This window comes from Streptomyces yunnanensis, assembly GCF_029011865.1.
Taxonomy (GTDB): domain Bacteria; phylum Actinomycetota; class Actinomycetes; order Streptomycetales; family Streptomycetaceae; genus Streptomyces; species Streptomyces yunnanensis.
Window position 1 is genome coordinate 9,536,610 of the sequence record NZ_CP095749.1, and the last position, 13,157, is coordinate 9,549,766.

A 13,157-nucleotide genomic window follows, 5' to 3' on the forward strand; every position below is an offset into this window, starting at 1 on the left:
CGCCGGGCCACGGCTTCGCGGGCACGTCGGCCGGTGTCCGCGGCGCTCTTCGTGCGCTGCCGCGCACCGCGTGCCTGAGCCGTAATCGGGTCATGGGAACTGGCCTTTCAGGACGGGGATGCGGGCGTTGAACGAGGGGTGGTGACCCTCGTGGACGGGCGCCGCGGTCACCGCGGAGGCCACGCCGACGGTGATCGCGGTGGCCAGGGCGCGGCCGGGGCACCGGTGGGCTCCCCGGCCGAAGGTGAACACCTGCGGATCCGCCCGGCCCGGGCGGAAGGCGTGCGGATCGGGATTGGCCAGCGGGTCGCGGTTGGCCGCGGCGAGCAACAGCACGATCGTCGAGCCCGCCGGGACGTGGTGACCGGCGACGGTGGTGTCACCGGCCGCGAACCGACGGGTGTTCTGGATGGGCGCGTCGTGCCGGACCACCTCCGCGACGAAGGCCGCCAGATCGTCCGGTCGGCCGTGCCGGGCCAGCGCGAGCAAGGTGTTGCCGACCAACCCCGCGGTGGCGTCATAGGTCTGTGAGAGCAGACCGATCACATTGGCCAGGAGCGGGGCGGGCTGCGGCCAACCATCACGCGCGGACAAGCGAACCAGTGCGCCGAGCAGACCGCCGCCCCCGGCCCGCAGGTGCGGGCCGAGCAGGTCCAGCAGACGCCCGGCCGCTACGGCCGCGGCGGCCTGGTCCTCGGCGGTGGCCGAGGCCGGAATGCAGCGGACGAAGTCGCCGATCAGCCGGGCCGCCTCGACCGGGACGTCCCCGCCCGCGCCCAACAGCGCGGCCACCACCCGTACGGGCACGCCGAACTGCAGGTCCCACCAGCCGGTCGCACGGGCGGCCTGCTCCCCGGCCAGTGCGACGACCTGTTCCTCGGTGACCGTGTCCAGCGCCGCGATCAGGCTCCGCCTGCGCTGCGCCTGCGCGGCACCGTCGGTCATCCGGACCAGCTCGCCGAACACGTCGCCGGCCGGGGTGCCCACGATGCCGCGCGGCACCGGCTCGGCGCTCGGCCGGACCCCGAGGACCGGATCGGCGAGCACCTCGGACACCGCCGCCGCGCCGGCCGCCACCCACAGCCCGCTGTCGGCGTCACGGCCGAAGGGCCGCTCGGCCACCAGATCGGCGTAGAACGGATAGGGGTCGGGGTGGGTGGCCGCCGCGTCGAGCGTCGCCGGACCCGACCGCGTCACGATTCCCCCCGGGGCGTCCGGTCCGGATCGATCGCCGCCGCGATGATCGCCCGCTGGACCTCCGACGAGCCCTCGTAGATCCGCAGCGACCTGATCTGTCGGTACAGCCGTTCCAACAGGCTGTCGTGGACCAGTCCGGCCGCGCCGAAGACCTGCACCGCGCTGTCCACGATCTGCTGCGCGGCCTCGGTGGCGTAGAGCTTGGCCACCGAGGAGTGCCGGGCGTAGCGGGGACTGCCCCGGTCGATCTCCCAGGCAGACCGGGCCACCAGCAGCGCGGCCGCGTCGAGCTTGACCTCCATCTCGGCGAAGGCGGCGCGCACGGTCGGCAGATCGAACAGCTTCCCGCCCTGCATGGGCCGCTCCCGAGACCTGGCCAACGCCGCGTCGGCGGCCCGGCGCGCGAAGCCGAGCGCGGCGGCGCCGACCGTCATCCGGAACCGGCCCAGCACCTCCATCGCGATCGGGTACCCGCCACCACGGGCGCCGAGCAGTGCCTCCGGCGGCAACGCACAGTCGTCGAAGACCAGATGGCCGAGGGCTCGCGGGGCGATCATCGGCACCGGCTCGACGCGCAGACCGGGGGTGTCCGAGGGGACGAGGAACGCGCTGAGCCCGAACGCGCCCGGCCCCGGGCCGGTCCGCGCGATCACCGTGTACACATCGGCGATGCCCGCGTTGGCGATCCACGCCTTGGCACCGTTGAGCAGCCAGCCGGATGCGGTCTCGCGCGCCGCCAGTCCGATCGCGGCGACGTCCGAACCCGCGCCCTCCTCCGACACCGCGAAGGCGCCGCACAGGGTGCCGGCGGCCAGTCCCGGCAGATACCGGCGGCGCTGCTCGTCGGTGCCGAACCGGCGGAGCGGGGTGGCCGACAGTGCCTGGATGGAGAACGCGTAGTCGGCGAGGTCGTCGGCGTAGGCCAGCGCCTCCCGGGCCAGGCACAGTGCGCGGTAGTCGTCGGGGCCACCGTCGAGGAACGCCAGCCAACCTCCGTCCCCGAGCGCGCGCAGGATCCGCCGGCCGACCGCGTCCGGCCGCCCGGCGCCGGCCAGCACCTCCCGCTGCTCGGCACACCAGGTCACCAGGCGTTGGGCCAGCTCGCGGTGGTGGTCCTCGTACAGGGGCAGGGCGAGGAGATGGGTGTCGAAGGTGCTGGGGACGGTGGTGGGGGAGGGCATCAGATGATCACGTCCGCGGACTCGTGCCGGGCGAGGCCGGCCACCAGTTCGTGCTCGATGAAGTAGGCGAAGGAGGCGTAACCGCGCCAGATGCGCCGCCAGTGCGCCGGCACCGCGTCGGTCCCGGACAACTGCGCCACGTCGTGCAGATAGGCGATGATGAGCTCGGCCGACTGGCGCGCGTGGCCGGCGGAGACGTTGTCGATGGACAGATGCGCCTCCTCGTAGGCCACGTCGAAGCCGTGGTGGCGCAGCTTCTGCATCTCGTGCATGCGCATGGTGCCCAGTCCGAACATCTCGATGCCCAGGTTGTAGCCGAGGATCTCGTCGTAGCGGGAGTCCGGGAACAGCGCGAGACTGAGCTGGAACAGCGAGAACCCGTAGAGGTGGTCGGGCAGTTCGTCCTGGTCGAGGAAGGCGGCCTCGCGCAGGTGGGGCACCTCGATCCCCATGCTCGCGAGCACCTGGTAGATCAGCGTGATGTGGTTCTTGGTGATGTCGCCGCGGCCCATCTCGTCGGCGTAGATCGAGTACAGCATGCCGTCGCTGCGGCGGGTGAAGCGGCCCGTTGCGCCGATGCGGTGCGCCCACGCGCCGTCGATCATGCTGCCGAGCGCGAAGGTCTTCTGACCGAAGACGACCTCGTCGCGGTCCGGGATCTCGGTCAGCGGCCGGTACGGGTCGACCAGCTTGTCCCAGTAGATGCGGTCGACGCGTGCGTTGAGCGCCGAGGGCGAGTAGTCGAACCAGCTCGCGTCGGTGAGGACGCCGTCGCCGCCGTGGGTGAACAGCAGCTCGGCGCGGGCCAGTCCCTCCTCGGCGTGGGCGCGCGCGAGGGCCAGGGCGTTGGGGAAGTTCTCGATGTTGACCAGCCGGTGCAGGAAGTCGCGGTCGTCGTTGCGGACCGCGGCCTTCAGACGCACGTCGGGCGGGGGCGCGCCGATCGCTTCCGTCAGCGCGCGTGCGGCCTCGTCACCGGCCGTGTTCGGGGTGAGTGCGACGTCGGGCAGCTCCCCGGCCGCGATCGCCGCGGCCCACTGCTCGAAGACCGCCGCCTCCCGCGCGTCGAAGATGCCGAACATGGGGCCGCCGAACTTGATGGCCCGCAGGAAGCGGCAGCCACCCGCACGCGGCTGCAACTGGCGTGAGCTCCGGAAGTCGTCGACGAACGCGGTCAGGTCGAAGTCGGGATCGGCGAAGCGCTCGGTCAGCGGCCGGCCGCCGACGCGGACGTTGCGGTGCTGCTTGCCCGCGAACGGGGCGTGCCTGGCCACGATCCGCGCGACCTGCGCGTCGAGCGAGAGGCCGGCGTGCCAGGCGGCGACGTCGACGAGCAGCCGTGCGTGCTCCGACTCCCTGGCCAGTGCCTGTCCGACCGCGGCCGCCACTCTGCTTCTGACCGGCGCCGGGGCCAGTGCGAGGTAGTCGGCGAGGGCGGCCCGCAGATCCGCTGCGTCGAGCATGGGCCGCGTGCCGAGCAGCAGTTCGTCGATGCCGAGAGCCGCCACGACGTAGTGGGTGCCGACCACCTCGGGCAGGAACGTCGCGGGCAGCCTGGCCAGGCTCAGGTAGTAGGCGCCGTGCCATGCGGTGAGCGGGCGCGCCTCGGCCCGCTGGAGGAAGTCCGGGGCCGTGACGTCCGGCAGGTAGACGCCCAGTTCCTCCAGGGCATGCCCGCGCACCTGGTGCAGGGCGCGCCGCGGATTTCCCTCGCCGCGCCAGGCGAACTGATGGCGTATCAGGTCGTTGACCGCGGCCGAAGGCTGGGTGGCGGGCTGGGACACCGAGTCCAGCCAGCAGCCGCCGATCAGCGCCAGGGGCGCCCGCTGGGCCACCACGGCCTCGCGCACCCGGGGTTCGGCGTCGCGCAGCGGTTGCAGCATCGTGGTGATCTGCCGACGCACCTGGGCCGTCCGCTCGGCGATCCGGTCGGCCCCGCGCGCCTCCGCTGCGTGATCGGAGGGCCCCCGCGCACAGGTGGAGAAACCATTCAGCACATGCCGGGCGAGGAGGAACACCACCTCCGACTCCTGGTCGCCGACCAGACGGTGGTAGACGGCCTCAGGGCCCGCGGCGATCACCTCGCCGGCCGCCGCGACGGCAGCCGGGTCGAACTCGGAAGTGGACAGGGGCGCTACGACGAACGTGTCGGGCAGGGCGAAAGCAGACATGGATACCTCCGGACACTGGCCTCGGACGGGTGCGGATCAGGGCCGTGGTGGGGCCTTGCGCAGCAACATGGCGGCGCGGGAACCCGGCACGCTCGCGGCGAGCAGGTAGTACCCGCCCGGCTCGGTGCGGCGGTCGACGAGATTGATCAGCGGGTCGGCGGCGAAGCAGTGGCCGGTCCTGGCGGTGTTGGTGGTGTCGAGTTGCGCGGGCGTGAATCCGGCCAAACGTTCCTTCATCACGACGATCGGCACGTAGAGGTTGTTGTGCAACACGCCGGCCAGGTCGCCCGGGACCAGTCCGTGCGGAGCCAGCAGAAGGTCGTTGACCTGCCGCGACAGGTCCGCGCTGATTTCGTTGTGCCACTCCAGCGCCCCGGGGTCCTGTGCACTCGCCGAGCCCAGGACCTCGTACTCGCCCGGGTGCGCGGTGACCAGGCACCCGGCGGCACCGTCGCTGAAGAGGGCGAAGTTCTCCATCCGGGCGGACTCCGAGGCACAGCGGTCCGCGGTGATCACCAGGACGTTGCGGTACGCGCCGCTTCGGACCAGGGCCTCGGCCACACCGAGCCCGCTCACCAGATTGGTGCAGCGGTTGAGGGTCAGGCCGAGGAACGGGCAGTCGAGGCCGAGGCCGTTCAGGACCGTCTCCATGAACCCGCCATGGGTGTGCGCGTCGCCGGGGAACCGCGTCGAGCACACCACCAGGAAGTCCACGTCCGCAGAGCCGACGACCGCCTTGCCGGCCTCGACGACCAACTCCTCCAACGCTCTCTCGGTGCGATGGACCGTGCCCCAACCCCACAGCCCGGCGTCCGGCTGCATGCCGTACTCCCGGGCACGCGCGGCGAAGCCGGGAATCTCGTGATGTTCCTGCTCGATCTCGCCGAGCACATAGCCGGGGGAGAGGAGGTGGACGGGGGTCATGACCCGCTCGGCAGAGCGTTGGGTTCGGTGGGGCCCAGTGCCGACGTGGCGGAGCCGAACGTGCCGGGCCCCGTTGGTTCGGCTGCCGCGTCCAGCACCGCGGTCGACGCCACCCGCGGCACCGCCGGTGCGGGGAGCAGCACCTCCGCACCGGCCTGGGAGCCTGCCTGGAGGCGGTGGGCGGCGTCGTCGAGGTCGGCGCGCCCGTGGAAGAAGTGGTCCGCTAATCGATGCAGTTCGGCAAACGCGACGGCATTACTGTGTTGGTCGGTCATGCTTCCCTTTCTCATTCGCTGCCGGGGCTTAAATCAGTTCGACCGGCAACGCCTCCGCCGCGCGGCGGATTACTTCGGTGACCGCTTCGGGGTGGTCCTCGAAAAAGAAGTGCCCACCCGTCGCCCAGCGCGTTTCAGGCTTCCCCGTGCACTCCCGCGTCCAGTCCACCAGGTCATCTCGGTGGACCAGCGGATCGTCCTCACCATTGACGAGCGAGACGCCGAACGGCAGCGCGGCGGCGGGGCGATACCGGTACCTCGCGACCATTTCGAAGTCGGCACGGATGTCGGGGAGTATGAAGTCCTGAAGTTCCGGGTCGGCCAGAATCTCCGGCCGCAACCCGCCGTAGACGGCGAGCGCTTCGGTGAGGCTCTGCCCGCTGAGCCCCGCCACCTCGACCATCCGCGCCGTCGGATGCAAACTCGGCGCCACACAGCCGGAAGCGATCAGATGCGCGGGCCGGTTGCCGAGCCTGCGGGCCACCTCAAAGGCGATCAGTCCCCCGAGGCTGTGCCCGAACAGCAGGAACGGGCCGGTGCGTTGCGCGGCGATCAGCTCGGCGACCCTGTCGCATACGGTGTCGATATCGGTCCGCTCGGGCGGAGTGACCGCGACCAGCGCGGTCACTCCGGCCAACGCCTCCTGCCATTCCACAAACGCCTGCGCCCGGCCACCGGCATGCGCAAAGCAGTAGGTACGGGGCCACCCCGATGGCACGGCACGGGCCATGTCGAACCACGATTCCACCGGTGTTCCTCGCTTCTGTCGCACAACAAGGTCGTGGTCAGTGCAGCGAACTCTGGCGCACACTCATCGGTCGACCGCGGGTCGACTGGCGGATGATCCGGGCACCGATTATTGATGGCCGCAGCACATACTTGTCAAGACGTAGCAACCGTGTTTGTAAAGCTTCGGAGAAGACTCCAAGTCAGCAAATTCCGGCCACGGAGAGGAATGCGCAACCGGAATCCAGGAGTAGAGATCAAGCCATGATCAAAACGCCCACAGGCACACCACAAGACGAAACATCCGTCGACGATCGACGTGAACCCCGCAGGTCGATGGCCGGCGGACGGCCGCCACCCGGTCAGTCACCCCGCGTTCCCCTGCGGTTCCCGCACCACGCGAGCCGGCAGGGCGGCGCCCGCACAAGTCCACAAGATGGCTTGGTCGTTCGCTTGACAGCCTGGCGACGACGGAGCGCAGGCAGTACGCCCCGCTACGGCGGTGGCATCGACCGATGCCTCCAAGTCACCTCGCCCACTGCCTGCACGCGTTGCGCCAGCGGTCCCCGGCGCCGTCCGCTGCCTTTGGACGCGCCCCTAACGCCAGAACGCGCCTGCCGACGCCGCCACACGCAGCCCCTGCTCGTGACCGGCACGAGCCGACGCCTCCCGCACTGCCGGGTCGAGCACGTCCGGGCCGATCGCCGACGCCGCGGCGTCGTCCGGGCGGATCACCGTGACCCTCGCCCCCCGCTCACGCAACGCGGCCACCTGCTCGTCGAGGTCGGAGTTGCCGGGAATCTGCATGACCTGGAGCACGAGGATCCGCTCGCATCCCGCAGCGACATCGGCGTTCTCCGCCGTGCGGGTACTGCCGTCGATGTAGCGACGCCCGTCGATCGTGACGGGTGGCCAGGCTCCGGGAACGGCGGAACTCGCCGCCACGGCATCCACGAGATCGACGCCCGAAGCCGCGTCAAACACCCGCTCCACACCGGTCTCCCCGTCCACGGCCACGATCCTCAGCCCGGACTCGGGCCAACTGCGGGACGGCAGCCGGGCCTCGATCACGGCGCGCCGCTCGGCTTCCGTGATGGTCGGCGCCGCCAGTGCCATTGCTCCGATCCGACGCCGCACGTCGAGGGCGTCCGTGGCGCCGTCGTGCGCATCGAGCAACAGCATCAAGCGGTCGTCGGCGTCGAGGACGGGCGACAGTTCGGGAGCCTGAAGGGCCGGATCGACCTGGCGGGCGAGCAGATCTCCGAGCGGGAGTCCGCTGGTGATCTGTGCGGCCACCGTCGACCCGGCAGAGGTGCCGACGACCACATCCGCATCCAGGACGTCGACGCCTCCTTCGAGAAGCCCGGCCAACAGTCCCGTTTGCCACGCCACTCCCGCCACACCGCCGCTGCCGAGCACCAGCCCACGTCGAGTCATCCGGCGATGATATGCCTGGAATGCGGGTGTGGGAATGGGGCGCACGACCGGCGTGGATCACGTCCCGTCAGCTTTGCTGCCGGCTCGAGTTCGGTCCGATGCGACGCGAAAACACCTTATGTAGGGCATGAGTTGGCCAATAGTCGGCCTCCAGACGGTCAGAAAACGGCATGGACATCTTTTGTTCATCACCAGCGTCTACCCGCATAGACCGTGCGGCTGCTGCCATGGCGCCACGTGCCCGGGACCCTGCCGGGCCATCCCCCACATGGAGCACCCATGCGATCGAAGAAACGACTCTCCTCTGCGATAACGGCCGTCGCGCTCACCGTCGCCGGATTCACCCTCACCACCGGCAGCGCCCACGCAGCCACCTGCTCCCAGTCGTACCTGCCGCTGCCCGACGCCGCTTGCCAGCCCGGTGCCTACAACCCCGACGTCACCCAGTCCACGATCCAGTCGACGATCTGTGTGCCTGGTTGGACCAAGACCGTTCGCCCGCCGGTCTCCTACACCACCCCCCTCAAGATCAAGCAGATCGGCGAGTACGGCTACTCCGACACCAACACCGCCGACTACGAGGAAGACCACCTCGTCCCCCTCGAACTGGGCGGCGCACCGCGCGACCCGAAGAACCTGTGGCCCGAGCCCCGCTACGGCGATGAGCCGGCGGCCAGCAAGGACTCCGTGGAGAACCAGCTGAAGACGGCGGTGTGCGACGGCACCGTCCAACTCGACGCCGCACGCAGCGCCATCGCCACCGACTGGACCACCGCCCCGTCCAAGGTCGGCATCGGCTGACCCGGGATTGACGGGTAGGACCTCCGTCCGGCGCTGACGGCCGCGGAAGGTGGCCGTCAGCGCCAGCCGCAACAACGCGGCGACCTGCCGAAATCACCGCCCTGGCAACGGTGTTGGGGAGTCGGCCGGCTCCGCGGCGAACCACAGCCCATCGGTCAGCGAGGCCGGCGGCGCGGCCACCGGCGGCGCTGTCACAGCCCGCCGGTGCCGGACAGCCTGTCACCGCCACCGCCACCGCCACCGCCACCGCCACCGCGACCACCACCTCGCCCTCGATCGCTGCGCTGATCCGCGCGGACAACTGCCGGTCCGGATCCAGGGCGCCGACCGCTCCGCCTTCGGCAACGGATTCAGGCCGTGGCCGCGCGCAGGCTTGTGCCCGGGCGCGGGCCGATGAGTACCCGGGACAGTAGGCGTGGGTCGGCCAGTGTCAGGGGCCCCGCAGTCATGTGGAAGAGGCCGGAGAAGGCGGTGTAGAGCTGCGGATCGTGAGGGACGGTGTCGATCAGGCGGTTCATGAACCAGTTGCCGGCCTTGACGGGCCAGGCGGTCCGTGACCTTTCCCAGGCACGGTCGGGGATGGTTGCCATCAGCCATGAGGAGGCGGTGATGCGCGCCAGCCGCTGCTGGAAGACCCGCCCGTCGAGTGGAGTGCGGGTGCGCCGCCCGCGGAGCATCTGCTCCAGGAGGCGCGCTTCGAGGGCGGCGACGGTCATGCCCTGCCCGTAGGCGGGGTTGAAGGCGCACACCGAGTCCCCCAGGGCGATCAGCCCGTCAGGCCAGCGGGCAAGGCGGTGGTAGGCGACCCTGCGGTTGACCGTACGGGCGTAGCGGCGCACGGCGGAAGTGGGGGTGAGGGGGGCGATGACGTCGGCGATGGGACCGCGCAACGTCTTGGCGTAGGCGAGGAAGTCCTCGTCGTCGTGCGGCAGTTGAGTCCCGTTGGCGCCGTGCAGGGTGACGTGGAGTGCCTTGTTCTCGATCTGGATCGCGTAGCAGCCCTTGTGGAAGTCGGGGGCGCGCAGGGGTTGCAGCACGCCCATCCATGAGGGCGGGGCCTGTCCTTCCGGGAAGGAGTAGGTGCGTGAGGCGTAGCCGACCTGGGCGTCGACGGTCGTCACACGGGGGCTGGGCAGACCGAGGGCGGCCAGCCATCGCGGCAGATGGGAGGAACGACCCGAGGCGTCCACCACGAGGTCGGCGGCGATCTCCTCCTCGCCGTCGCCGTCGCCGTCCTTGACGCGCACACCGACGACCTTGCCGGGGCCGGCGGTGCGCAGCCCGGTGACGGTCAGCCCGTCTCGTAACGTGACGGGCTCCAACGCCCCCACCCGGCGACGCAGGGCGTGCTCCAGGAAGGGGCGGGAGAACGTCTGGATCGGCATGCCCATCGGTGTGGGTGGCGGGGTTCCGTTGGGCAGCACGGCGCACAGACCTTCGCCCCAGTCCCACACCGGCGCACCGGCCTGCTCCAGCTCGGCCCGGAGCCCGGGGAAATACCCCTCGAACACCTCGGCCCCAAGGGCCAGCAGGCCATGGACGTGGTGTCCCTGCGGCGCCCCGGCCCTGGGCGCGGACCCGCGGGGAAGCGTGTCGCGTTCGATGACGGTGACGGCCTCGCAGCTGTCGGCCAGGACACGGGCGGCGGCAAGACCCGCCATGCCCGCCCCGATCACCACCGCATGTCGAACGCCCCTACCCATGCGCATGCTGCTCCCTTCCCACCACGGGTCGAACCCCACTGTTCCAGGGGCCTTCCCTGCCCCGATGGGCCGACGGATATGCCGAAAGGCGTGAGCATCTGGAAACGCTCCGTCAGCACGGAAGCAAGGGGGCGCAGTCTCGGCACCGTGAGCGCCGTCGCGCTCGACAGCCTGGCTTCTGTCGCGCGGGGCCACAGACCGGCCCGCGCCGATTCCGGCAGTCGATCGGGCATCCGGGGGAGCGGCCGCGTAGCGGCGCGCTGAGGGGGAAGATATCGGCCGCCACTCCACGCGACGGGAGCTCCCGACATGACGATCAGTCACCGCGCCATCGGTTCCGGCGCGCACAAGGTCCTGGTGCTGCACGACTGGTTCGGCACCAGCGCGGCCTGGGGCCCGTTCCTCGATTACCTGGACCCGAAGGAGTTCGCCTACGCCTTCCTCGACTACCGCGGCTACGGAGACCGGCGGGACGTGGACGGCCGGTTCACCCTCGCCGAGATCGCCGCGGACGCGCTCGACCTGGCCGACCAACTGGGCTGGGACACGTTCTCCGTGATCGGGCACTCGATGGGCGGCAAGGCAGCACAACGCATCCTGGTCGAGGCGCCGCGCCGCGTCCGCAAACTGGTCGGGGTCGCCCCGGTCCCGGCGAGTGCCTACGTACTGGAGGGCGATGCGTACGACCTCTTCCACGGTGCGGCGCAGAACCCGCCCAACCGGCGGGCCATCCTCGACCTGGTCACCGGCCACCGGGCGTGCGACCGCTGGCTGGACGCCATGACGGCACGCTCGGTCGACGTCTCCCGGCCGGAGGCCGTCGCCGCCTACCTGACCGACTGGACCACCCAGGACTTCGCAGCCAAAGTCGCCGGCAACACCCTCCCGGTGAAGGTCTTCATCGGCGAACACGACCTCGCCCTCAACGCCGAGGCGATGCGCCGCACCTGGCTGACCCACTACCCACAGGCAGAACTGGAGACGCTGCCCAACTCCGGCCACTACCCGATGTACGAACTCCCCGTGGCCTTCGCAACCGCCCTGGAAGCCTTCCTGCGCGCCTGATCACCAGGCGCGGCACGACCCCGCCGGGCTCATCGGGCAGCGGGCCCCCGACGTTTCCGTCGAGGGCTGCACCTGCCATCCCTTCTCGGGTGGTTCATGGGCTGTTCTGCCGTTCCAGGGGCAGTCGCGTGCCATGCTGCTTTTTGGCTTTGCCGATGCCGATGACTGCTTACTGGCGATGGGGGAAACCCGTGGCCGAACGCCAGAACGGAACCGTGAAGTGGTTCACCGATGAAAAGGGATACGGCTTCATCACGCCGGAATCCGGGCCCGATCTGTACGTTCATTTCCGGGCGATCGAGGGAAACGGCTTCAAGTCCCTGAAGGACGGGCAGAAGGTCTCCTTCGAAGCCGTTCAGGGGCACAAGGGGATGCAGGCCGACCGGGTCCGCTCGGAGTAGGCGCCCCTCTGGGACGGTGACGGGCCCGTACGGGGGTCAGCTGATCGGCTGGCCCCGGTGCGGGCCCGCTGTCCTGCTCATGTCCGACCGCGGTCGCGGCAGCGCCTGGTCACCGGCGACCTCCTCGACGGATTCGGGCCGGCATCGGTGACCACGGAGGTGATCGGGCGGGGTGCTGCGCCAGGCGACACCTCCGGGAACCGGCGTCGGGGCGCGCGAGGGCCCGCCCCGCCCCGCCCCGCCCCGCCCCGGCTGCCTCGAGACCTTGATCACCCATGCGGGTGAGATCCCCGGGAACGCCGGGCCACGTGGCCCGAGTCTTGGTGAAGTGTCGACCGCAGGGATTCTCTGCTTGTTGGCGCAATGGGTCGGGAATTCCCTGAAAGTCATTCGCTTTCACCGACCCCTGACGAAGTAAGGCATTGCCACCGAGGAGCGGCCGGCCGATGGGACTCCGATCTGCCCCGCATGCCCCGGGGCGGTCGTGAATTCATCGCGAGGGAGCATGAGATGGCAGTGGAGCACGAGTCTGTTGGCTTACCTCGTCCGAGGGATCGGCAAGCCCGCCGGTACGCGGGAATCTCCGTCGCGGTGGTGGAGGAGGCCCCGGTCATCCGCCGCGGAATCCCGCCGATGTTCGCATCCACTCCCGAGATCCGGTCGATACGGTGTTTCTCGGAGATGCCGGCGGTCGACGAGCTGTCCGGTTACGACGTGCTCGTCCTCGGTTTCCACTCGCGGCGGGACCTGGGCCTGCTGCGGCTGGCCCATGACCTGGCCGTCGTCTGCCGTGTGGTGCTGCTGTGCACATCGGTCACCACGGCGGCTGCCCTGGCCCTGCTCGATGCCGGAGCCGACGGCTATCTGACCACGGACGCCGACGCGAAGGCATTCCGGGAGGCCGTGCTGCGCGTGGCCCGCGGCCACACCTATCTGCACCGGCCGGTGGCGGACCTGATTCGCGGCAACAGCAGCCCGGTCACCCCGAAACTGGCACCGCGGGAGGCGGAGTTGCTCGGCTATCTGGCCATCGGGCTCACCCACGCGCAGGCAGCCCGTCGGATGGGCGTGGCCGTCGGAACGGTGGAGACATACGTCCGCCGGATCCGAACGAAGTGCGCCATCTCCGGACCCATGCGCCTGGCCCGCGTCGCCAGAGAGGCGCGGCTGCAACTGATGCTCGGCTGCCAGCCGAACTGATGGCGGTCAAGTCCCCGATTCCAGGACGTCGGGCGCGACATCATCACTAGGCTTTCGTCCCACCGTTCTCACGCGC

12 protein-coding genes are annotated in these 13,157 nt (G+C 70.4%); 4 read left to right on the forward strand and 8 right to left on the reverse strand.

Annotation, left to right across the window (positions count from 1 at the left end):
• Window positions 1–90: 90 nt before the first annotated feature.
• The 7 genes from MOV08_RS42015 to MOV08_RS42045 form a co-directional block, all read right to left on the reverse strand.
• A complete protein-coding gene (locus tag MOV08_RS42015) occupies window positions 91–1,197 on the reverse strand; it encodes a cytochrome P450 (RefSeq protein ID WP_275311437.1) in 1,107 nt (368 codons plus the stop codon).
• Complete coding sequence (locus MOV08_RS42020; protein ID WP_275311438.1) at window positions 1,194–2,378, reverse strand: acyl-CoA dehydrogenase family protein; 1,185 nt, start codon at window positions 2,376–2,378, stop codon at window positions 1,194–1,196. Before MOV08_RS42020 ends, MOV08_RS42015 begins: the two co-directional genes overlap by 4 nt.
• A complete protein-coding gene (locus MOV08_RS42025) occupies window positions 2,378–4,549 on the reverse strand; it encodes an iron-containing redox enzyme family protein (protein ID WP_275311439.1) in 2,172 nt (723 codons plus the stop codon). The genes MOV08_RS42020 and MOV08_RS42025 overlap by 1 nt, the downstream gene beginning before the upstream one ends.
• 36 nt (window positions 4,550–4,585) lie before the next feature.
• Window positions 4,586–5,473 carry a beta-ketoacyl-[acyl-carrier-protein] synthase family protein gene (locus MOV08_RS42030; RefSeq protein WP_039639523.1) on the reverse strand — a complete coding sequence of 296 codons (888 nt, stop codon included), beginning with the start codon at window positions 5,471–5,473 and terminating at the stop codon, window positions 4,586–4,588.
• Window positions 5,470–5,748, reverse strand: a complete 279-nt coding sequence (locus tag MOV08_RS42035; protein WP_275311440.1) for a hypothetical protein — start codon at window positions 5,746–5,748, stop codon at window positions 5,470–5,472. Before MOV08_RS42035 ends, MOV08_RS42030 begins: the two co-directional genes overlap by 4 nt.
• Before the next feature lie 28 nt (window positions 5,749–5,776).
• Complete coding sequence (locus MOV08_RS42040; RefSeq protein ID WP_052287264.1) at window positions 5,777–6,496, reverse strand: thioesterase II family protein; 720 nt, start codon at window positions 6,494–6,496, stop codon at window positions 5,777–5,779.
• Window positions 6,497–7,071: 575 nt separating this feature from the next.
• Window positions 7,072–7,911, reverse strand: coding sequence for a patatin-like phospholipase family protein (locus tag MOV08_RS42045; protein ID WP_039639525.1), 840 nt, complete (start codon window positions 7,909–7,911; stop codon window positions 7,072–7,074).
• Window positions 7,912–8,190: 279 nt separating this feature from the next.
• On the opposite strand from MOV08_RS42045, the gene MOV08_RS42050 reads away from it, so the two are divergent.
• A complete protein-coding gene (locus MOV08_RS42050; RefSeq protein ID WP_275311441.1) occupies window positions 8,191–8,712 on the forward strand; it encodes a hypothetical protein in 522 nt (173 codons plus the stop codon).
• Between the two features lie 350 nt (window positions 8,713–9,062).
• Here the strand turns inward: MOV08_RS42050 and MOV08_RS42055 are convergent, their stop codons facing one another.
• A complete protein-coding gene (locus tag MOV08_RS42055) occupies window positions 9,063–10,415 on the reverse strand; it encodes an NAD(P)/FAD-dependent oxidoreductase (RefSeq protein WP_275311442.1) in 1,353 nt (450 codons plus the stop codon).
• 309 nt (window positions 10,416–10,724) lie between these two features.
• Here MOV08_RS42055 and MOV08_RS42060 point away from each other — a divergent pair, with 309 nt between their 5' ends.
• The 3 genes from MOV08_RS42060 (at window position 10,725) to MOV08_RS42070 (ending at window position 13,081) form a co-directional block, all read left to right on the forward strand.
• Window positions 10,725–11,480, forward strand: a complete 756-nt coding sequence (locus tag MOV08_RS42060; RefSeq protein WP_039639528.1) for an alpha/beta fold hydrolase — start codon at window positions 10,725–10,727, stop codon at window positions 11,478–11,480.
• 161 nt (window positions 11,481–11,641) lie between these two features.
• Window positions 11,642–11,881 carry a cold-shock protein gene (locus MOV08_RS42065; RefSeq protein ID WP_275312042.1) on the forward strand — a complete coding sequence of 80 codons (240 nt, stop codon included), beginning with the start codon at window positions 11,642–11,644 and terminating at the stop codon, window positions 11,879–11,881.
• A 633-nt stretch (window positions 11,882–12,514) separates the two neighbouring features.
• Window positions 12,515–13,081 carry a helix-turn-helix transcriptional regulator gene (locus MOV08_RS42070; RefSeq protein ID WP_159030996.1) on the forward strand — a complete coding sequence of 189 codons (567 nt, stop codon included), beginning with the start codon at window positions 12,515–12,517 and terminating at the stop codon, window positions 13,079–13,081.
• The last annotated feature ends 76 nt before the right edge of the window (window positions 13,082–13,157 follow it).

What these genes read in the sequence shown, in the direction of transcription:
- MOV08_RS42070 (WP_159030996.1), top strand. Translation starts at nt 12,515, where the DNA reads ATGTTCGCATCCACTCCCGAGATCCGGTCGATACGGTGTTTCTCGGAG.
- MOV08_RS42065 (WP_275312042.1), top strand. Translation starts at nt 11,642, where the DNA reads ATGACTGCTTACTGGCGATGGGGGAAACCCGTGGCCGAACGCCAGAAC.
- MOV08_RS42030 (WP_039639523.1), bottom strand. Translation starts at nt 5,473, where the DNA reads ATGACCCCCGTCCACCTCCTCTCCCCCGGCTATGTGCTCGGCGAGATC.
- MOV08_RS42020 (WP_275311438.1), bottom strand. Translation starts at nt 2,378, where the DNA reads ATGCCCTCCCCCACCACCGTCCCCAGCACCTTCGACACCCATCTCCTC.
- MOV08_RS42035 (WP_275311440.1), bottom strand. Translation starts at nt 5,748, where the DNA reads ATGACCGACCAACACAGTAATGCCGTCGCGTTTGCCGAACTGCATCGA.
- MOV08_RS42055 (WP_275311442.1), bottom strand. Translation starts at nt 10,415, where the DNA reads ATGGGTAGGGGCGTTCGACATGCGGTGGTGATCGGGGCGGGCATGGCG.
- MOV08_RS42045 (WP_039639525.1), bottom strand. Translation starts at nt 7,911, where the DNA reads ATGACTCGACGTGGGCTGGTGCTCGGCAGCGGCGGTGTGGCGGGAGTG.
- MOV08_RS42060 (WP_039639528.1), top strand. Translation starts at nt 10,725, where the DNA reads ATGACGATCAGTCACCGCGCCATCGGTTCCGGCGCGCACAAGGTCCTG.
- MOV08_RS42050 (WP_275311441.1), top strand. Translation starts at nt 8,191, where the DNA reads ATGCGATCGAAGAAACGACTCTCCTCTGCGATAACGGCCGTCGCGCTC.
- MOV08_RS42025 (WP_275311439.1), bottom strand. Translation starts at nt 4,549, where the DNA reads ATGTCTGCTTTCGCCCTGCCCGACACGTTCGTCGTAGCGCCCCTGTCC.